Origin of the sequence: Prochlorococcus marinus XMU1419 (assembly GCF_017695955.1) — a bacterium.
GTDB classification, from domain to species: domain Bacteria; phylum Cyanobacteriota; class Cyanobacteriia; order PCC-6307; family Cyanobiaceae; genus Prochlorococcus_A; species Prochlorococcus_A marinus_AD.
Genome location: NZ_JAAORO010000002.1, coordinates 128411 through 146406, shown reverse-complemented (window position 1 = coordinate 146406; position 17996 = coordinate 128411). Strand labels below are relative to the sequence as shown.

27 protein-coding genes are annotated in these 17996 nt (G+C 28.7%); 17 read left to right on the top strand and 10 right to left on the bottom strand.

Translation table 11 applies throughout. The features are described 5' to 3' along the window. Positions 1 to 82: 82 nt before the first annotated feature. From HA151_RS04395 to urtE, 4 genes are read left to right on the top strand one after another with little or no spacing between them, the layout of a single operon-like run. Complete coding sequence (locus HA151_RS04395) at positions 83 to 1237, top strand: ABC transporter permease subunit (RefSeq protein ID WP_209106294.1); 1155 nt, start codon at positions 83 to 85, stop codon at positions 1235 to 1237. Next, positions 1237 to 2367 carry an urea ABC transporter permease subunit UrtC gene (gene urtC, locus HA151_RS04390; RefSeq protein WP_209106293.1) on the top strand — a complete coding sequence of 377 codons (1131 nt, stop codon included), beginning with the start codon at positions 1237 to 1239 and terminating at the stop codon, positions 2365 to 2367. The genes HA151_RS04395 and urtC overlap by 1 nt, the downstream gene beginning before the upstream one ends. Next, entirely contained in the window at positions 2360 to 3109 is a 750-nt protein-coding gene (gene urtD, locus HA151_RS04385; protein WP_209106292.1) for an urea ABC transporter ATP-binding protein UrtD, read from the top strand. The genes urtC and urtD overlap by 8 nt, the downstream gene beginning before the upstream one ends. Positions 3110 to 3111: 2 nt before the next feature. Beyond that, on the top strand, positions 3112 to 3822 hold the full coding sequence (gene urtE / locus HA151_RS04380; protein ID WP_209106291.1) for an urea ABC transporter ATP-binding subunit UrtE: 711 nt from the start codon (positions 3112 to 3114) through the stop codon (positions 3820 to 3822). A gap of 35 nt (positions 3823 to 3857) precedes the next feature. Here urtE and HA151_RS04375 read toward each other — a convergent pair whose 3' ends face one another. From HA151_RS04375 to HA151_RS04360, 4 genes are all read right to left on the bottom strand, one after another. Further along, positions 3858 to 4037, bottom strand: coding sequence for a hypothetical protein (locus HA151_RS04375; RefSeq protein WP_209106290.1), 180 nt, complete (start codon positions 4035 to 4037; stop codon positions 3858 to 3860). 258 nt (positions 4038 to 4295) lie between these two features. Continuing rightward, the gene (locus HA151_RS04370) at positions 4296 to 4469 is read right to left on the bottom strand and encodes a hypothetical protein (RefSeq protein ID WP_209106289.1); all 174 of its coding nucleotides are present in this window, start codon (positions 4467 to 4469) and stop codon (positions 4296 to 4298) included. A gap of 389 nt (positions 4470 to 4858) precedes the next feature. After that, entirely contained in the window at positions 4859 to 5173 is a 315-nt protein-coding gene (locus HA151_RS04365; protein ID WP_209106288.1) for a hypothetical protein, read from the bottom strand. A gap of 127 nt (positions 5174 to 5300) precedes the next feature. Continuing rightward, the gene (locus tag HA151_RS04360) at positions 5301 to 5699 is read right to left on the bottom strand and encodes a hypothetical protein (protein ID WP_209106287.1); all 399 of its coding nucleotides are present in this window, start codon (positions 5697 to 5699) and stop codon (positions 5301 to 5303) included. 75 nt (positions 5700 to 5774) lie between these two features. Between HA151_RS04360 and HA151_RS04355 the strand changes: the two genes are divergently transcribed. From HA151_RS04355 to HA151_RS04345, 3 genes are all read left to right on the top strand, one after another. Further along, positions 5775 to 5924 (top strand): hypothetical protein, encoded by a 150-nt coding sequence (locus HA151_RS04355; RefSeq protein ID WP_209106286.1) that lies wholly within the window; start codon positions 5775 to 5777, stop codon positions 5922 to 5924. 91 nt (positions 5925 to 6015) lie between these two features. After that, on the top strand, positions 6016 to 6312 hold the full coding sequence (locus HA151_RS04350) for a hypothetical protein (protein ID WP_012007619.1): 297 nt from the start codon (positions 6016 to 6018) through the stop codon (positions 6310 to 6312). Between the two features lie 339 nt (positions 6313 to 6651). Next, on the top strand, positions 6652 to 6834 hold the full coding sequence (locus HA151_RS04345) for a hypothetical protein (protein ID WP_209106285.1): 183 nt from the start codon (positions 6652 to 6654) through the stop codon (positions 6832 to 6834). 21 nt (positions 6835 to 6855) lie between these two features. On the opposite strand, the gene HA151_RS04340 is transcribed toward HA151_RS04345, so the two are convergent. After that, the gene (locus HA151_RS04340; protein ID WP_209106284.1) at positions 6856 to 7197 is read right to left on the bottom strand and encodes an RNA-binding protein; all 342 of its coding nucleotides are present in this window, start codon (positions 7195 to 7197) and stop codon (positions 6856 to 6858) included. A 377-nt stretch (positions 7198 to 7574) separates the two neighbouring features. Here HA151_RS04340 and HA151_RS04335 point away from each other — a divergent pair, with 377 nt between their 5' ends. The 3 genes from HA151_RS04335 (at position 7575) to HA151_RS04325 (ending at position 10145) form a co-directional block, all read left to right on the top strand. Continuing rightward, positions 7575 to 7769 carry a hypothetical protein gene (locus tag HA151_RS04335; RefSeq protein ID WP_209106283.1) on the top strand — a complete coding sequence of 65 codons (195 nt, stop codon included), beginning with the start codon at positions 7575 to 7577 and terminating at the stop codon, positions 7767 to 7769. A gap of 157 nt (positions 7770 to 7926) precedes the next feature. Then, complete coding sequence (locus HA151_RS04330) at positions 7927 to 9249, top strand: Rieske 2Fe-2S domain-containing protein (protein WP_209106282.1); 1323 nt, start codon at positions 7927 to 7929, stop codon at positions 9247 to 9249. A 104-nt stretch (positions 9250 to 9353) separates the two neighbouring features. Beyond that, positions 9354 to 10145, top strand: coding sequence for an ABC transporter ATP-binding protein (locus tag HA151_RS04325; RefSeq protein ID WP_209106281.1), 792 nt, complete (start codon positions 9354 to 9356; stop codon positions 10143 to 10145). Here HA151_RS04325 and HA151_RS04320 read toward each other — a convergent pair. Next, complete coding sequence (locus HA151_RS04320; RefSeq protein WP_209106280.1) at positions 10135 to 10323, bottom strand: hypothetical protein; 189 nt, start codon at positions 10321 to 10323, stop codon at positions 10135 to 10137. The genes HA151_RS04325 and HA151_RS04320 overlap by 11 nt on opposite strands. A gap of 156 nt (positions 10324 to 10479) precedes the next feature. Here HA151_RS04320 and HA151_RS04315 point away from each other — a divergent pair, with 156 nt between their 5' ends. Next, positions 10480 to 11067 (top strand): Crp/Fnr family transcriptional regulator, encoded by a 588-nt coding sequence (locus HA151_RS04315; protein ID WP_209106279.1) that lies wholly within the window; start codon positions 10480 to 10482, stop codon positions 11065 to 11067. A gap of 4 nt (positions 11068 to 11071) precedes the next feature. After that, positions 11072 to 11362, top strand: a complete 291-nt coding sequence (locus HA151_RS04310) for a hypothetical protein (RefSeq protein WP_209106278.1) — start codon at positions 11072 to 11074, stop codon at positions 11360 to 11362. Here HA151_RS04310 and HA151_RS04305 read toward each other — a convergent pair. Then, positions 11348 to 11902, bottom strand: a complete 555-nt coding sequence (locus HA151_RS04305; protein ID WP_209106277.1) for a ferritin — start codon at positions 11900 to 11902, stop codon at positions 11348 to 11350. The genes HA151_RS04310 and HA151_RS04305 overlap by 15 nt on opposite strands. 243 nt (positions 11903 to 12145) lie before the next feature. Then, positions 12146 to 13204 carry an ABC transporter ATP-binding protein gene (locus HA151_RS04300; RefSeq protein ID WP_209106276.1) on the bottom strand — a complete coding sequence of 353 codons (1059 nt, stop codon included), beginning with the start codon at positions 13202 to 13204 and terminating at the stop codon, positions 12146 to 12148. Between the two features lie 95 nt (positions 13205 to 13299). Here HA151_RS04300 and nth point away from each other — a divergent pair, with 95 nt between their 5' ends. From nth to HA151_RS04285, 3 genes are read left to right on the top strand one after another with little or no spacing between them, the layout of a single operon-like run. Beyond that, the gene (gene nth / locus HA151_RS04295; protein ID WP_209106275.1) at positions 13300 to 13953 is read left to right on the top strand and encodes an endonuclease III; all 654 of its coding nucleotides are present in this window, start codon (positions 13300 to 13302) and stop codon (positions 13951 to 13953) included. A gap of 34 nt (positions 13954 to 13987) precedes the next feature. Beyond that, positions 13988 to 14647: an SDR family oxidoreductase gene (locus HA151_RS04290; protein ID WP_209106274.1), complete on the top strand. Its 660-nt coding sequence runs from the start codon at positions 13988 to 13990 to the stop codon at positions 14645 to 14647. Between the two features lie 26 nt (positions 14648 to 14673). Further along, entirely contained in the window at positions 14674 to 14862 is a 189-nt protein-coding gene (locus HA151_RS04285; RefSeq protein WP_209106273.1) for a hypothetical protein, read from the top strand. Positions 14863 to 14871: 9 nt separating this feature from the next. Here the strand turns inward: HA151_RS04285 and HA151_RS04280 are convergent, their stop codons facing one another. Further along, complete coding sequence (locus tag HA151_RS04280) at positions 14872 to 15483, bottom strand: PCC domain-containing protein (protein ID WP_209106272.1); 612 nt, start codon at positions 15481 to 15483, stop codon at positions 14872 to 14874. Positions 15484 to 15669: 186 nt separating this feature from the next. Between HA151_RS04280 and HA151_RS04275 the strand changes: the two genes are divergently transcribed. Beyond that, positions 15670 to 16209 carry a CDP-alcohol phosphatidyltransferase family protein gene (locus HA151_RS04275; RefSeq protein WP_209106271.1) on the top strand — a complete coding sequence of 180 codons (540 nt, stop codon included), beginning with the start codon at positions 15670 to 15672 and terminating at the stop codon, positions 16207 to 16209. Here the strand turns inward: HA151_RS04275 and HA151_RS04270 are convergent. Then, positions 16183 to 17103, bottom strand: coding sequence for an NAD-dependent epimerase/dehydratase family protein (locus tag HA151_RS04270; RefSeq protein WP_209106270.1), 921 nt, complete (start codon positions 17101 to 17103; stop codon positions 16183 to 16185). The two genes, HA151_RS04275 and HA151_RS04270, sit on opposite strands and share 27 nt — an antisense overlap. Before the next feature lie 92 nt (positions 17104 to 17195). Here HA151_RS04270 and hisA point away from each other — a divergent pair, with 92 nt between their 5' ends. Continuing rightward, positions 17196 to 17963, top strand: a complete 768-nt coding sequence (gene hisA / locus HA151_RS04265; RefSeq protein ID WP_209106269.1) for a 1-(5-phosphoribosyl)-5-[(5-phosphoribosylamino)methylideneamino]imidazole-4-carboxamide isomerase — start codon at positions 17196 to 17198, stop codon at positions 17961 to 17963. Positions 17964 to 17996: the final 33 nt, after the last annotated feature.

Genomic DNA, 17996 nt, shown 5'->3' with positions numbered 1-17996 from the left:
TTATTTAAAACCTATACTTCAAAATAAAAGGAGGTTAACACCTCCTTTTATTTTATATAATCAAATATTTTCTTTTTCTAAATTGGAGTTACTTCTCGATAGTCTTTTTAATGGTGTTGCAATTGGATCTGTGCTACTTGTTGCAGCATTAGGTCTTGCAATTGTTTTTGGTCTTATGGGTGTAATAAATCTTGCCCATGGAGAACTTATGATGCTTGGGGCTTATACAACATATGTAACACAATTAATTTTCAAATTACCAATATTAAAACCTTTCTACAATTCGTACATATTAGTTTCAATTTTCCTTGCTTTTATTGTTAGTGGCGTAGTAGGCATTTTACTGGAAAAAACTATAATAAGAAAGCTTTATGGAAGTCCACTAGAAACACTTCTAGCAACTTGGGGTGTAAGCTTAATTCTTCAACAATTCGTCAGAAGTGTACCTTTAGCTTATGGGACCGGTCTTGTTATAAGTCTGTTAATTGGTCTATTCTTACCAACTACATTCTCTTCAAAAATAAAAGAATCAATAAATTTCAAATATTTTAAATTTAGTTCTTGGATATTTGCTGCTTTAACAGGAGTCCTGACAGGTAGCGTAATATCATCATCTGTAAGCAAACTTAGTAGAGCAAGCGCTCGAAATGTTGATGTAACAGCTCCCTCATGGATGAGAGGTCAAGTAGAAATTATTGGCACCGCATTTCCTAAAACAAGATTAATGATAATTGTCATTACTTTAATTTCTGTGATAGCAATAACATTATTTCTTAATCAAAGTGCTTGGGGGATGCGCATAAGAGCAGTTACTCAGAACCGACAAATGAGTGATTGCCTTGGTATATCTACTGAAAAAGTGGATATAATCACATTTGGAATTGGATCTGGCTTAGCAGGAGTTGCCGGGGTAGCAGTATCACTATTAGGTTCTGTAGGACCAAATGTTGGCGGAAATTATATAGTTGGTTGTTTTATGGTTGTAGTGCTGGGAGGAGTAGGAAATTTATTAGGCACAGTACTTGCTTCATTTGGAATAGGAATAATGACTGATTTAATTGGAGCTGGAAGGCTCTTATCAATATGGCCAGATATGCCTTTACCTTTATCAAACACAATCAACTTTTTTGCGACAACAAGTATGGCAAGAGTAATGATATTTGCACTAATTGTTATATTTTTACAATTTAAACCTACAGGTTTATTTCCTCAAAAAGGAAGGATGGTTGAAAACTAATGTCCTTAAGTAAAATTAAATTTGATAAAAAAATAGTATTATCATTTTGGATAATATTAATAGCCTTAATTATTGCAGCACCAACTCTGCTCCCTGTATTCAGACTTAATCTTCTAGGTAGATATTTATCCTTATCCATAGTTGCTCTTGGTGTTGATCTTATCTGGGGATATACAGGTTTACTAAGTCTTGGACAAGGTATATTTTTTGCACTAGGTGGATATTGTGCAGCAATGTATTTGCAAATAACCAGCTCCACAGAATTTCCAAATAATATTCCTGAATTTTTTGCTTTATATGGTGTTGAAAAATTACCTTTTTTCTGGGAACCGTTTAGATCGCCTGTTTTTACCTTCTTCGCTATCTGGATAATTCCAGCATTAGTTGCAGGTTTAATTGGATTTCTTGTTTTCAGGAATAGAATCAAAGGAGTTTATTTTTCTATACTTACTCAAGCTTCTCTCCTTGTATTCTTTAACTTTTTTAATGGGCAACAAAAACTTATAAATGGAACAAATGGATTAAAAACAGATGTTACACAACTATTGGGTCAGATGGTAGGTTCTGAGTCCATGCAAAGAATATTCTTTTGGATAACCGCCATACTAGTAATAGCAGCATGGTTTTTTGCAAAGTGGGTAGTTAAAGGTAGATTTGGAAATATTCTTATAGGAATACGAGATGATGAACCAAGAGTAAGGTTTACAGGATATAACCCAGTTATATTCAAGACGATAATATTTTCTATTGCTGGAGGTCTCGCTGGAATTTCAGGAGCTTTATATACTGTTCAGTCTGGAATAGTTTCACCTCAATTTATGACAGTTCCCTTTTCTATAGAAATGGTTATATGGGTTGCTGTTGGAGGTAGAGGAACTTTATTGGGGGCGATACTAGGAGCGGTTTTCATCAACTATGCGAAAAGTTTAGTAAGTGAAGCTTTACCTGCTAGCTGGATGTTTATTCAAGGAGGGTTATTTATCTTAGTTGTAACAGCTCTGCCAGAAGGAGTTTTAGGATGGATTCAAGGAGATGGACCTAGGAATCTTCTTCAAAGATTTGGTTTGAAAAGGAGGATAGAAACCTATCCAAGTTTAGAAGTTAATAATAAGGAGGGAAATAATGAATAATAATGATCTTCTAAATTTAATTGATATTACTGTAAGCTTCGAGGGTTTTTTAGCTCTCAACAAACTTAATTTAAATTTAAAGAAAGGAGAATTAAGAGCTGTTATAGGACCCAACGGCGCAGGTAAAACAACATTTCTTGATGTAATAACTGGAAAAGTTAAGCCAACAAAAGGTGAAGTAATATTTAAAGGGAAATCTTTAGTGGGTAGAAAGGAACATAAAATAGCCAGACTTGGAGTTGGAAGAAAGTTCCAAAGTCCAAGAATCTTTGAAAATCTAACAGTCAAAGAAAATCTTGAAATATCGGTGTCAACTCCTAAAAGTCCCTTAAACCTTATAAACAAAAGTATTAAGGATGAGCAGCTTAATGAGATTGAACGTCTCATGAAGATTGTTAATTTAGCTCAAAAAGTTGATTCTAAAGCAGGATCCTTATCACATGGCCAAAAACAATGGCTTGAGATAGCCATGTTAGTAGGACAGAAGCCAGATTTAATGTTAGTAGATGAACCTGTTGCTGGTTTAACTGATGAAGAAACTGATCTTACAGCTGATTTATTAAAATCATTATCAGGAGAAAATACTGTAGTAGTAATAGATCACGATATGGAATTTATAAGAAGACTTGATAGTAATGTTTCAGTATTAAATCAAGGAGCATTATTATGCGAGGGGACAATGGAAACTATACAAAAAGACCAAAAAGTTATTGATGTTTATCTAGGAAGGCCTGAGGATTAGTTATGAAAAATTTACTAGAAATAAAATCATTGAATACATATTATGGCGAAAGTCATATTCTCAGAGATGTAGATTTAAATGTTCAATCAGGAGAAATGGTTTGTTTGATTGGAAGGAATGGAGTTGGCAAAACAACTTTATTGAAATCACTTATTGGTTTATTAAGACAAAAAAAAGGCGATATTTACTTGATTGGCGAAAATATAAATAGAAAAGCACCTCATCAGAGGGCGAGGAAAGGAATGGCTTACGTCCCACAAGGGAGAGAAATAATTCCATATCTATCAGTTGAAGAGAATCTTATGTTAGGAATGGAGTCACTGCCAGGTGGATTATCTAAGAATAAGAAAATAGATCCATTTATTTATGATCTCTTCCCAATCCTAAAAGATTTTCTACAAAGGAAAGGCGGAGATCTTAGTGGAGGACAACAACAGCAACTAGCTATCGCAAGAGCATTGCTGGGCAAACCTAAACTTCTATTACTTGATGAACCAACGGAAGGCATCCAGCCAAATATAGTTTTAGACATAGAAAATGCAATCAATCAGATAATTAGAGATACAGGAATTGGAGTTTTATTAGTTGAACAACACTTGCATTTTGTAAGGCAAGCCAATAGATATTATGCGATGCAACGAGGAGGTATTGTTGCTAGCGGAAATACTAGTGAGTTAAGTCAAGCAGTTATAGATAAATTCTTAAGTGTTTAAATAGATTATTATTTTTAAATTACTAAAAATTTTATTCATTTTTCGCATCTTATTAGGTCAATACTGTTTGGATGTTCATTTATATACTTATTAAATTCCATTGCGAGGGTTCTAGCCTCGTAAGCGTCTGCAGCATAAAAACAATTTTCTAATCTTATATTTTGAAAATCACGGTAATGCACTGTATATGGCTTCAACAAATTATTTTTGTTCATTTTAATATGCTAAAAAGCAATTGCTATATATCCCAACCATGCATATGTTCTTAAATTCAAAGCACTACTTTTGTTGTTTTCAAAATATATTGACTTAGATTATGTATTTAAAAATACCTTATGAAGAAAAAAGTAATTAATCTATTTTTTTTTATTTTTACAGTCTTGCTTTTTACCTTCTATTAAAAAAACAAATTTCGATAAAATATAACCAAAAACTGGAACCCAAAACTTTTCATAAAAATATTTCATAAAAAATTAAGCAGCTATTGATTCGTCATTTTTAATTTCAATTTTGTACATAATATTCAAATCTATAGAATTAAACAAATGTTGCATAAGCAGAAAATCAAGTTCCGCTTTCAACAAATGCACATCAGATAAAAGAAGGTCGTCAACAAAATCATCAAATGTATCTAAAAGGAGGCTCACAATTAAAAATTTTTTTTTGTTATTATCATCGCGTTGACAATAAAAGTCAACCAAATTTGAATATAAATTTTTGAAAAATTTTGAAAAATTAATAATTTAAAGATTAAAAATTTAAATAATTAATATAAACAAGCAAAATAATAGATTTAATATCAAACTAAGCGTTTTTGAATTAAATTTCATTTATCTCGCTTTTCTTAATTTTATATCTCTCCTGATAAGTATTATCAAAACAACAATACACATATTTGCTAAAAAGAAATTTAAAGAAATCATTATCAAACCTTTTAATATATTTATAGCAATACTTTTAATGTGTCGATACGAAAAGGATCACTTAAAAGTTTTAGACAATCAATTTTGATACTAAAAAAAGCTAACTTTAAGAATTATTTTCTGATCAGCTCGAAGTAACCATTTTTATTTAATAAATACTTATCGAACCAGAGACTTAATAGATTGTCTAATCCTATTCCATTCATTTTATTTATTTGAGAAGTCTTATAGTCTGATAGTGCAAGTAATAAATACGGAAAAATCATATCAGAAACTCCTTTTGGCAGTTTTTCTAAAGGTACTCCATGAGCTCTATCCCATAAAATTTGCATATCCTGAGAAAACAAAGAACTCCAATAACTAAAATTACAATATAACTTGTCTGGAGGGAGTAGATTTACAGATAAAATTGACGGTGATGAATTCATAGCAATAAATATTTTACGGATAAATTGAACTTAGGATTTTGAAATGGCGATAAATAATTTCTAATATGTAAATCTCCCGTAAATACAAACTAAATTTAACGCACAGTACAGCACTTAGCAACACTATTTAAGTGTTATATTTATCCATCATTTCTTGAAATTTAAGAAATGATAAAAACTTTTTATAAGTTTGCAAGTCAAAATCCTCCTGATTTGCTTCATCTAGATGAGTTGATTTATCAGGATTAAAATGATTTCCTAATTTACTATCAATTGAAGATTTTGTATTGTCTATAAAGTCAGCAGCCTTATTAGATAAGTTTGGTGAATTATTTTTGAGGATTTGATATGCTTGATTTACTTTAACATTTTTTTTATTAAATATTCCTCTCATAGAAAGTGCTTCTTCCACTAAAATACTTATTATTTTTGAATTACTTAAATTGTTCTCTATGCTAAGCTTATCAATTATTCTCAAAACATCTTCTCTAGGAATAAAACCAACTCTTTTTTTCTTAGTAGGCATTTAAAAATTTAAAAAGTTCAGCACTTGACTGTAATTAGTGTTGCACTATATTCATTATAAGTCAATTAAATGCAAATGATTTTGCCAACAGCCTTACTTTTTGGAGCCCTTGGATTTCTTTTCTACAACTCAAAAAAAGAACTTTCACTAGATCACAATAAATATATAGAAAGCCAAAAAGAGACTGACGACTTATATAAAGATTTGGAAGATCTATTTATTTAAAAACTAAATCCACAGTAAAGAACTTTGTTTCTTGACTAAAGATATACAAAACCTTAAACATTATTAGAATTAAATAAAAAATACAAAATCAATGACTGTCCATCAAGATTACGAAATTAAAATCAATCTTAATGAATTGATTGAGAAGAGAATTCCATGCTGTGATTTACTTCATCCAGATCATTGTTTAACTGAAAAACAAGTCTCTGAAATTGCTCATGATATTCGTATGGATTTAAATTTGCATGATCTTTATAAGCAAGTAGATCAACACATAATGAATTATGTAAATGCAGCTGGTATTGATAACAAAGATCATTGGGTCGAACCGCATCTTCCAGATTTGGAAAGAGATTTAAAGGAAGAAGTTGGTATAGAATTTGATTAATTTTTTTTCTTTCATAAAAGATTAATAAATGTATTTTTTTTCTAAATCATCTATTAATTTATAAATATTTTTAGCTGATCTCTTTCTTTTTTTAAAAAATGTAAAAACTATAAATCCAATTAATATTCCAAAAATAGGTGTGAAAATAATAATTTCATGATTCATAACTATCAAATACAAAGCATATTATTAAAATTATTAAATAACTTACTTAAAAAAAATAGGTACTTTATACAAATATATTTCGATATAAAAAATTAAGATTTTTTATAAAAAAGTTAAAGAATAAGAAGTTTTTTTGTAAATTAAGTACAACTAAACTTTGATTAAATATACGTAATGATTAATTGTTTTGCCTTAACATTTACTGAGATGGGAATTGGTAAAATAGAGTTAGTAATAATTGGAGCAGTAATTTTAATATTTCCAATTTTGTTTATTTATGCCTCAAAAAACCTTGATGCTAAGGGAGTTTTCGAATGGATGATGGAGAAACCCAATGATTGGATAGGTAAGAAATAGACTTTAACAAATTATATTCTTCTAGAATAATTTTAAATTTTCTAAATTACTAACATTAAAATCATAAATCTGACAATTATTTTCTAAATCATTAACTATTGAATTTTTAAGTAGAGAATAATCTATCAACCTATTAAGTTTATTATTTTTAAATTCCTTATTAGTCTCTCCAATAGCAAATGACAAAGCTCCTTCATAAGAAATACCGAATTTAGTTGTATTGCAATAAGTTCTTGTGAACTTATTAGAAATCTTTTTAGTATACTTTTCAAGAGTTTTAGATGAAGTATCTAATGAGTAAACCGGACTACTAAACAGAAGAATTAGAGTTAAAAAGAATATTGTGAAAATTCTTTTGATCATAATATTTCTTAATTTGCTAGTTTAATATATATTAGAATTTAACATTACTGACTTATTTTATTATTTATTAAAAATATAGAAATTAAAAATTTATTAAACATAAAAAATATTTCATATTTTGGAAGATAAAAATTCTCTTAATGAGTATTTAATAGTTTGAATTTTTTTGGGTATTTTTTTAAAAAAACGCCTTAATGCTTTTGGCATAATTAAAAATCCATATCAATATTTAATAAATAACAAATAACACTTAGGTATTCAATAAATAATTATCCAAAGATAAGTAAATTAATTATTAAATATATGGATTTAGATATGGAAATGTATTAGAACATGAATTATTGTTTTATTAACCATTTAATACAAAATTAATAAATATGGCATTACCAGAACTTATTTATGCTCCTATAGATGGCGGAACAATACATAAGTATGAAATTAGTGGTGGCAAGAGAAAATTCCTGAGATTTATAGGTTGTTATTTGGGCCAGTGCAACTTCCACAAAAATATTGATGATGCTATTGATTACATAAAAAATTTGAAAGAATCACAAAAGATACAAAAAACATGAAATAAAGATACATAAATACATTAGAGACTCAATATTTTTCAAGAACTACATAATTATTGCTACAAATAATAGAGAATTTTCTTTTTATAAGAAATTGATTATTTACTTGAGTTATAGTTCCGAAAGATAAACAGTCAATTAAAAAAGAAATTAATTTATGGAAAACAGACAAATTAATTTTTTTAAATCAAAAGACTTTAATACCGTTCTTAAGCCATTTAAAAAAGGAACGGTAGTAAAAATTGACTCGTTTGATATTAGAGAAAATCAAAATGAATTAAAAATAGGTTTATTTGGTTGGTATGCAATTTGTCCTTCACAAGAACTAAAAAAAAATAAGCTTTATTATTTTTCATTATATGATGAGCCTCTACTTCTTTATAAAGATGAGAATGAGGATGTTAGATGTATAAAAAATATTTGTCCACATAGGGGGGCTTCCTTTCTTGGAGGATCATTATCAGATGGAGTAATAACCTGTCCATATCATGGAGCTAAATTTTCGTCTGTTGGAAGTTGTCAAAATCTTGACAGAATAACATGTAGTCACATTGTTGATAATAACTACGATAACTACGCCAAAAGAATTCACTTATCTCAATACAAAGCTTTAGAAAGAAATGGATATATTTTTGTACATTTTTCTAAAAAATCTGACATAGATTTAAATAATATAAATGAAGATTCACCTATAAGTAACTACGATTTATCAGATAATGGTTTTTCAGATAAGGATTATGTATCTGAAGAGGTATTAGTTGACTTTAAATGTGATTGGTCAAGGATAATTGAAAATCACTTAGATATCCTTCATCTTTTTTGGGTTCACGGCGATACAATCCCTGATAAAGATGTTAATAAAAACGTACTAGTTAGTTTTAACCAAAAAATTAATGTTACTCCTAAATTCATTGAAAGTATTTATTACTACAAGAACAACCCTACAAAAGAATTTATCAGGATAAAATACATTCCACCTGGAAGAATATTAATATATAAAGGTGATCCTTCAGCAGCTAGATATTTACAAGTTTTAGATCATATTCCACTAGGAGATAACAAAGCAAGAGTAATAGTAAGACATTACAGAAAATTTTTAAAAAATAAATTTCTTAATAATCTCATGTTATTTAAAGAGACTCAAAGAAAGATTTTTTATAAGATATTTGATGAGGATTATATGATTTTAAAAACGCAAACATATAATCACAATATGGGATTTATAAGTAAAGATGAAATAAAATTATTGGGAGAAGACAGAATAATAAATTATTTTTGGAAATGGTATAAGAAGTCTGAAGATAAAGATGAACCATGGAAACTTTTTAATAAGACCCAAAATCTAGATGTATACGACAAAGTTATATTGAAATATCCTCCAGAGATAAAAAAACTAGAAATTATAAATAATATACATATTATTAGAAAAACATTCTTAAGATTTGCGGCACCACTTATATTTTTTCTGTTGATAATATAATTTATGAAGAAAGTAAATAGACCTTCATGGTTGAATTGGCTTTATCTTCTTATATTTATTTTAAGCTCAGTTCAATTGATTATATTTTGGAGTAATAAGTTTTAGTGATTAGTAAGTTTTGGTTTGAGGCACAAAATATAAATTGTTTTAAGGGTGGTTTTAGAGTAATTAAGGATTTAAATTTAAAAATATCGTATTCAGAGAATGTAATATTAATTGGACCAAATGGTTCAGGTAAATCATCTTTAATTGAAGTAATTAATCGAAACATATACCCAGTTAAAACTAAAAAATCAAAACTAAAAATACTTGGCAGTGAACTTATAAATTTATGGGAACTGAGAAAAAGAATAAGTACCGTAAATAATGATATTAAAAATAGAATAAATCCAAATCTGCATGTTTATGACTTAATTTTAAGTGGACTATATGGAAGATATTGTTACATACCAAATAAATCTGAAAGAGATCTTCATGAGGTGGAAAATATCATGAAAAATATGGATATATCATATTTATCAAAAAAAAATTTTTCATATTTATCAGATGGAGAAAAACAAATTTCTCTTATTGCAAGAGCTTTAATCAAAAAACCAGATATATTAATCTTAGATGAGCCAACTGCAAACTTAGATTATAAATCAAAGTTTTTTGTAATTGATAAGATTAATGAATTATCAAAATTAAACACCAAAATATTATGTGTAACCCATAATATTTCAATGATTACTCCAATTTACGATAGGGTCATAATGCTAAAAAGTGGTAGGGTAATTGCCGAGGGAAATCAAAATAAGGTTATAAATAATAAAAATCTAAATAAGTTATATGGAATTAATCTTGAGGTAGTTAAAGAAAATGAATTTTGGACTATAAAAAGATTACCTAAAGAATAATTATAAAAATAGCTATCCCAATAGCAAGAAAAATAAAGTATTTCCCTTTTAAAAATGAAGAGGATCTATTTTTAAATGAAGAAGAACCACATTTAGAACAAACTATCTTACCTCCTAATGATCGATCTGACACAAATGAAGAACTTCCACAATTAAAACAAACCTTATTTGCGCTCATCTAAAATAAAAAAATTTTTGAAACTCTATCTAAATTATATTCATAAAAATTATGTAAAGAAAAGCTTCAGTATAGATGATGATAATGAGAATCTATTGCAATAAGACTATTTGTAATACATAATTGATAATAATTCTCATTATCATATTTAATTTAATGAATTTCCACGGTTATGGAGAATATCCTTCTAAAACAGTAAGGGTAGTAACTGGGCAATCCGTTTTAATTGACCCTGCATCTAGACCAAAAGGCACATGCTTAGAAGTTGAAAGTGGAATAGCTAGAGTTTATTGCCCTTGCGAAGAAACTGAAGGGATGACACTTGCGTTTTTACAATCAGGTGACCAATTAAGAACGGACCTTTTGTGTAGTGAAGGTGTCTGTGTTGAAGCACTTACAGATTTATCTTTTCATAGCAATACAAATATTGATGATAATATTGGCTTCGATGCAGTAAATGAGTGGACTTTGCAACTCCTTAAAATCAGACATCTAGGAAATGCGGAACAAAGATTGCAAGCTTTATTTTCAATATTAGTAAATCGGTTAGGAAGAAGATGTGGTAATTGGTGTGAACTACCTTTTAGGCTAACTCATGAAAGGATAGGTGAATTAATTGGCTCAACACGTGTAACATCAACAAGATTAATTTCAAAATTAAGATCAGCTGAGTTATTAATATCACCAATTGGCACACAAACTGTAAGTGTTGCCCCTTCTTTTATTGAAACATCACTACTATAAAAACATGAATGAATCTCAATCAATAACGAACAACTTGTTAATTGAAGTTGATGTATTAAATAATAGACTAAGAAACATAAGGAAATCCTTCAAGGATACTCATAATAAAGCATTAAAAGAAAGATTAATTTCTGAAAACAAAAATATTTTTAAAAGAGTAAAAGAGATTTCTAAAATAGCTCATCTCTTAAATAAAAAAACCAATGATAAATTAAACTTTTCTAATTTACTTGTTGAAATAACGAAAAGGGCATTGAATGAAAATAAATTTGAAAGTAATTTATTTTTTCTTTAAATCACTATCTATCAATAAGATTGCGGAAGGTTGATTAGATGCAAACTTAACTTTACCAAGTATATTTGCAAATTCATCTTCTGATTTAGTTTGAGCCTCAACAATTGGATCTAAAAAAACGTTGGTTCTTGTATCTGAAATTCTTTCTGAAATAGCATAAAGTTGTTGTAGAGATGCAGTTAAATCAGCTTCCATATTGAAAGAATAAGAAATTAAATCCTCAATTGAATCCCATGCTTGGACTGGTGCAGGGAGTTCATCTAATTTTACGCTTTGTCCTCTAGCAATTAGGTAATCTGCAAATTTTTGAGCGTGCTCCATTTCACCTTGTGATTCACTTAAAAAATGTGAGGCAAAACCATTTAAATCCCGCTCTTGAAACCAGAGGTAAATAGAAAAATATTGCACATTTGCATATCTTTCCATTGTAAGATGCTCAAAAATATTATCCAACAAACTATTGTCCATTGGTTGTGCGATTGCTCTTCCAGATGGACCAAAATTAATTAATTTCCTTGTTTTTAAATTATTTTCGTTCATTACTCAAAAAGAAACTATATAAATAATACAACATTTTGTATAAATTAGTAATTAATTAATCCTTTAAATTAAAAAAAATAATATGATAATGAAAATCAATCTCAATACTATAAATGAATTTAGAGTACGGTTTTTATGAGCTGCTATTAACTAATAAAATATATTTAAGTAAAAAAAAGAAATGTAAAAAGAAAAAATGCTCAAATTGGAAGGGGGGGAAGTGTAATTGCCTATAATTAAAGTTTATAAATACACCTTATAAGCACCAGGATATAAAAAATAGTAACTATTTTTACTTATAGAAAGAGAACATTTATCTCCGTTATTCAGAAGATTATTAATATTAGTTCTAACCCTCAAAATGCTGTCATTAATAGATACTTTATAGATAAGATATTCGCCAAAAAATTCTTTAGATATTACATTTGCATTGCCATATCTTGATTTTTTTATTGAAATAAATTTAGGCGAAATTGACATTATTTTGATATTTGCATTATTAAATAACCCTGAACTATTTATTTCACCTAAACAAGACATAAATGAATTTCCAGTTTTTTTAAGATTAATAATATTATTTCCTAAGATAAAACTACTTACGAATATAGTTTTGGGATTATTTAGTAGGTTAATTGGGGTATCAATTTGATGGATTTTACCATCATTCATAACTGCAACTTTATCGCAAATAGACATAGCTTCTTGAGGATCGTGAGTAACCATCAATCCGCTTGCATTGCAACCTCTTAGAATATTTGGCAATTCACTTCTCAATTTAAGTTTGACATGCATATCAAGACTACAAAATGGCTCATCTAATAAAATAAAATTTGTATCTGGAGCAAGAGCCCTCGCTATTGCAAGTCTTTGTTTTTGGCCTCCAGATAATTCATGTGGGTACCTCTCAATAAAACTATCAAGACCAACCATATTTAATAAATAGTTAACTCTAGATTTATCTTTTTTGTTTTTCAAACCAAACATGACATTTTCCATAACGGTTAAGTGAGGGAAAAGTGCATAATCTTGAAAAACCATCCCAATGTTTCTTCTCTCAGGGCTAAGAATTTTTTTCCTACTTGAAATTTCGATATTATTTAGAGAAATTCTTCCTTTAGAGGGATATTCGAAGCCTGCAATTAATCTCAAAAGAGTAGTTTTTCCGCAACCAGAAGGTCCAAGCAAACCTAATAGTTTGCCATTTTCAATTCTCAAGTTGATTTTATTTAATATCCAATTTGAATTTTCTCGCTTATCATATTTATGATGCAGATCATCAATTATTAATGCATCATTTTTCACAAAACTCTTCTTCTTTAAATATATTAAATTAGCAGAAAATATTAACCAAAAATATCGCTTGTATAATTTTATACACCATTTAATTTTTAAATTTAATGAAAAAGTCTGAAAGAGCAGAAATAATACGCAAGGAACTCAAAAAGCTTTATCCATCGCCTCCAATACCTCTTGATCATGTAAATGCATATACACTTCTCATCGCAGTAGTTTTAAGTGCTCAATCAACAGATAAGAAAGTTAATGAATTAACAAAAAGCTTATTTAAGGTTGCAGATAATCCAGAAAAAATGGTGAAGCTAGGTATTAATGGCATATACGAATACATTAAATTTTTAGGTCTATCTAACCAAAAATCAAAGAACATCTATAACCTATCTAAACTGTTGATTGAGAAGCATAAAGGTGAAGTCCCAGATTCTTTTGAGAAGCTTGAATCTCTTCCCGGAGTAGGTCATAAAACAGCATCAGTTGTGATGTCACAAGTGTTTAAAATTCCCTCATTCCCAGTAGATACTCACATACACAGGTTGGCACAAAGATGGGGTCTATCAAATGGAGATAGTGTAGTTCAAACAGAAAAAGACCTAAAAAAAATATTTCCTGTTAATGATTGGAATACCTTACATTTGCAAATAATCTTTTATGGCAGAGAATATTGCACAGCAAGAGGCTGTGATGGAACAAAATGTTATTTATGTCGCACTCTTTATCCCAAAAGAAAAAAGAAATTTATATGTAAAAAGCCTTAAGAAATTTATATAATATCTAAATTAGTTTTTAATCATGAAAATAGCAATTACTGGTGCATCTGGGAAAACAGGTTATAGAATTTCCGAAGAGGCAGTTAAAAAAGGGTATAAAGTTAAGCAAATTATTAGAAAGAATTCAAAAATTTCAGAAGGACTAGAGAGTTTGGAAACAATTAGAGTTTCATTAGATAATAAAAAAGAACTTGATAAAGCATTAAAAGGTATTGATGCTTTGGTAATTGCTACTGGTGCGCGAGCATCAATAGATTTAACCGGTCCCGCAAAGGTTGATGCATTAGGAGTATATAGGCAATTGGAGAGTTGCAAAAGAGTGGGCATTAAGAGGGTAATTTTAGTGAGTTCTCTTTGTACTGGAAAGTTATTTCACCCATTAAACTTGTTTGGTTTAATTCTTATTTGGAAGAAATTAGGTGAAAACTTTCTACGAAATTCAAATTTCGAATGGACTATTATTAGACCTGGAGGATTAAAGGAAAATGAAGATATTAAATCAGAAAATATAAATTATTCAAAGGAGGATACTCAAATTAATGGATCAATCCCAAGAAGATTAGTTGCGCAATGTTGTATAGATTCTCTAAAAAACAAAGAATCCATAAATAAATTAATAGAAATTACAAGTTCGAATGATACTAAAAAGATTTCTTTTAAAAAAGCTATGCAAATGATTTAAAAGATGTAAATATATAAATTAAAACTATGAAAATAAATCCCAAAATTGACGCATTACAATTAATGCTTACTGATTTAAGAACTAGAAATGAGCCAATAAGACATAAAGCGGCATTTAAAGGCTGTCAACCAGAATTTCAAAGTCTTGTATCAAGATTAATAAAGCAGTTAGAGGACGAATTAGTTGCTGAAAAGCTTACAAATCGTGATAATTAAAAATTTAGATTACTTAAATGAAATTAAGTTATCCAATTTTGCTTGTTCTGAAAGTTCATCATATCCTCCAATAAATTTATTATCCAAAAATATTTGAGGGAAAGTATTATGGTTACTTTGAGCCATTATTTTTTGAAAGCTCTCATCATTGTCTATTAAAGTAACTTCATGAGGGATAGATAAAGAATTAAGCAACCTAATTGCTCTTTTAGACCAAGGACAATCCTTTAAAATATATGCTTTTACACGTGATTCATTAGCGATAAAATCATGATTTGAGATATTAATAATTTTCTGTTCAAAAGAAAGTAATAATATATCAGTACCTTTTTTTACAATACATCCCTCCTCAAGATGGCCGCCAAAGACATTGCATCCCTCATCTGCAAAACTCAAATGTAAATGAACATCTCCTTTATTAAAATGTCCGTTTAAAGAAACTATCTCTAGATTTCCTTCAAATTTATTTATCTCTTGATTAACTGGGCATTGAATACAAACTGTTCTAAGATTACCGACCACTCCAGAAACATACCCGTATAAATTATTCGATAAAGAATATTCTTTAATTGAATTTATCAAATCAGATTCTGGAGATAGCTTTAGGCTATGAGGCTGCATTAGATATAAGGAATAATTTTTTAATATAAAACATCATCATTCATAAAGAGAAGTTGAGTTTATAATCTTTAGGATTCAGATTTTAATTAAATTTAAGAATCTATCATCAAAAACCATTTATAGTTTTTTACTAAAAATTTAAGCTTGTTGAGAGTGTAATATATTTTTTATATACAATAACTAATTTTGGTATTAAGAAAAAATCTTAAAAATTTGGCATTGAATATTCCCAATTTATTATCTACATCTCGCCTTTTCCTTGTATTTCCATTAATACTTTTTTTAGAAATTAACAGGCCTTTTTATGTCTTTATATTGATTATTATTGGAGGTTTAACTGATTATTTTGACGGGTTAATTGCAAGGAAATTCAATCTTAAAACCAGATTAGGAGCTATCCTTGATCCCTTAAGCGATAAAGTATTCTATTTAATTCCTTTGACCTTCCTTTGTAAAAATAATTTTATACCCTTTTGGTCTTTGTCATTAATTTTATTTAGAGAATTAATTATCTCTGTCCTAAGGAACTCTACAAAAGACGGTTTACCAGCATCAATTTTAGGAAAATATAAAACATTTTTCTTTTTTATTTCAGTAATTACATTCTTTACACCATTAGAAATTAGCTTATTGAATAATTTGGCTTTAATTTTTTATTGGTTAGGATTCATCCTGACTTTTGTTACTTTATTAGGCTATTTAAGAATTAAAAAGAATATTATCTGAATTTTCATCAAACTCCTCACTCTTTTTATTATTAAAATCATTCACAAAACTATCTTTTAGACCATTAAGTAAATCAAAAGTTGGCGTCCACTCTAAATCACGTTTTATCTTAGAGATATCAGTCTGATAATGATTTAATCTAATTGGAAATCCCTTTCGAGACTTAGGATCTAATTTTTGATAATCAAATGTTCTTAAAGAAATCTCATTTTGGTTTAATCCAAGAACCTTCGCACAGAAATAAATTAAACCCTTGATTGATACTCCTTTTTCACCTGAACAGTTGTAAATATTATTTTTGGAATTTTCAAATTTTATGCATCTAATCATTACATCAGTAAGATCCGAAACATGGCCTAGCTGAGTAATTAAAGATCCGTCACCAGGGATTGGTATAGATTTTTTATTAAATAACCTTTCAAAAAACCAATTTTCAATTTTATTATAATTTCCTGGTCCATAAATATAAGTAGGTCTAAAACTTGTAAAAGGAATTTTTTGTTTTTTTAACCAATTTTCTGTCTCAAACTTTCCTTTGTGCCTACTTTCTGGATCAATTGGATCAACTTCGGATAAGGGTAGTTCACAACTATCTTTATAAACACCTGCAGAGCTGACATATATATATCTCTGGAAAGAGTTATCTAAATTTTCTATAAGAAGTTTGGTTTGTTCTAACTCTCGTCCAGAAATATCAAAAACAACATCATACTTTTCATTTCTTAGCTTGACGATATCTTCTGAATTATTTCTATCACCCTTAATTAAGTTTGTTTTTTTAGGATTACTTTTATTACCTCTCGTAAAAATATCAATATCATAATTCTTACTTAATAACTTTCCAACCAAAGACTTACCAACAAATCTAGTGCCGCCCATTACAAGAATTTTCATATTCAAAAAATATTTAACTGAAGTAGTAATCTTAAATAGAATTACATATTGAATAGTACTACTAATAAGTAATTAATGAAAAGGATGATTCTATGGACCTAATTCCAGCAATTGATTTAATGAATGGTAAGTGTGTGAGGCTTTTTAAAGGTGACTTTAATAAAAGAAAAGACTTCACCAAAGAGCCTCATGAGCAAGCTAAATTTTGGGAAAGCGAAGGGGCAAAATATATTCATATAGTTGATTTAGATGCTGCAAAATCTGGATCCCCAACAAACGATGACTCAATAAAAAAGATTGCAAAAACAGTTAATATACCAATTCAAATAGGTGGGGGGATAAGGTCTCAAGAACGGATAGAGCAATTATTTTCTTATGGTATTGAGAAAGTTATCATGGGAACCTCTGCAATAGAAAATAAAGAGCTAGTTAAAGACTTATCAAATAAATTTCCTGGAAGGATAATTGTTGGGATAGATGCAAAAGATGGAAAAGTTAGTACAAGGGGTTGGCTTGAGCAATCTAATATTTTCGCCACAGATCTAGTAAAGGAGTTTTCTTCATTTAAAATTGCTAGTTTTATTGTTACAGATATAAATACAGATGGGACGTTAGAAGGGACAAATGAAGAATTCATAAAAAGCATACTTGAAATTACAGATATTCCAGTAATAGCCTCAGGAGGTGTTGGTTCAATTTCTGATTTATTATCATTAGTAAAATTTGAAAACTGTGGACTTTTTGGAGTAATTGTAGGTAAAGCTCTTTATGAAAAAAAATTCACGATCAACGAGGCGAATAATGTATTGTCATCAGAGAGATTTAATGACTTTGATTTAAACAGAAATTACTACGCCTAAAAGAGTATAAAAATTGATTTAAGGCTGGTATTT

Bases quoted from the DNA above. Each gene is read 5' to 3' on its own strand.
- urtC (WP_209106293.1), top strand. From the start codon at position 1,237: ATGTCCTTAAGTAAAATTAAATTTGATAAAAAAATAGTATTATCATTT.
- urtD (WP_209106292.1), top strand. From the start codon at position 2,360: ATGAATAATAATGATCTTCTAAATTTAATTGATATTACTGTAAGCTTC.
- urtE (WP_209106291.1), top strand. From the start codon at position 3,112: ATGAAAAATTTACTAGAAATAAAATCATTGAATACATATTATGGCGAA.
- HA151_RS04375 (WP_209106290.1), bottom strand. From the start codon at position 4,037: ATGAACAAAAATAATTTGTTGAAGCCATATACAGTGCATTACCGTGAT.
- HA151_RS04365 (WP_209106288.1), bottom strand. From the start codon at position 5,173: ATGAATTCATCACCGTCAATTTTATCTGTAAATCTACTCCCTCCAGAC.
- HA151_RS04360 (WP_209106287.1), bottom strand. From the start codon at position 5,699: ATGCCTACTAAGAAAAAAAGAGTTGGTTTTATTCCTAGAGAAGATGTT.
- HA151_RS04355 (WP_209106286.1), top strand. From the start codon at position 5,775: ATGATTTTGCCAACAGCCTTACTTTTTGGAGCCCTTGGATTTCTTTTC.
- HA151_RS04350 (WP_012007619.1), top strand. From the start codon at position 6,016: ATGACTGTCCATCAAGATTACGAAATTAAAATCAATCTTAATGAATTG.
- HA151_RS04345 (WP_209106285.1), top strand. From the start codon at position 6,652: ATGATTAATTGTTTTGCCTTAACATTTACTGAGATGGGAATTGGTAAA.
- HA151_RS04340 (WP_209106284.1), bottom strand. From the start codon at position 7,197: ATGATCAAAAGAATTTTCACAATATTCTTTTTAACTCTAATTCTTCTG.
- HA151_RS04335 (WP_209106283.1), top strand. From the start codon at position 7,575: ATGGCATTACCAGAACTTATTTATGCTCCTATAGATGGCGGAACAATA.
- HA151_RS04330 (WP_209106282.1), top strand. From the start codon at position 7,927: ATGGAAAACAGACAAATTAATTTTTTTAAATCAAAAGACTTTAATACC.
- HA151_RS04320 (WP_209106280.1), bottom strand. From the start codon at position 10,323: ATGAGCGCAAATAAGGTTTGTTTTAATTGTGGAAGTTCTTCATTTGTG.
- HA151_RS04315 (WP_209106279.1), top strand. From the start codon at position 10,480: ATGAATTTCCACGGTTATGGAGAATATCCTTCTAAAACAGTAAGGGTA.
- HA151_RS04310 (WP_209106278.1), top strand. From the start codon at position 11,072: ATGAATGAATCTCAATCAATAACGAACAACTTGTTAATTGAAGTTGAT.
- HA151_RS04305 (WP_209106277.1), bottom strand. From the start codon at position 11,902: ATGAACGAAAATAATTTAAAAACAAGGAAATTAATTAATTTTGGTCCA.
- nth (WP_209106275.1), top strand. From the start codon at position 13,300: ATGAAAAAGTCTGAAAGAGCAGAAATAATACGCAAGGAACTCAAAAAG.
- HA151_RS04290 (WP_209106274.1), top strand. From the start codon at position 13,988: ATGAAAATAGCAATTACTGGTGCATCTGGGAAAACAGGTTATAGAATT.
- HA151_RS04285 (WP_209106273.1), top strand. From the start codon at position 14,674: ATGAAAATAAATCCCAAAATTGACGCATTACAATTAATGCTTACTGAT.
- HA151_RS04280 (WP_209106272.1), bottom strand. From the start codon at position 15,483: ATGCAGCCTCATAGCCTAAAGCTATCTCCAGAATCTGATTTGATAAAT.
- HA151_RS04270 (WP_209106270.1), bottom strand. From the start codon at position 17,103: ATGAAAATTCTTGTAATGGGCGGCACTAGATTTGTTGGTAAGTCTTTG.
- hisA (WP_209106269.1), top strand. From the start codon at position 17,196: ATGGACCTAATTCCAGCAATTGATTTAATGAATGGTAAGTGTGTGAGG.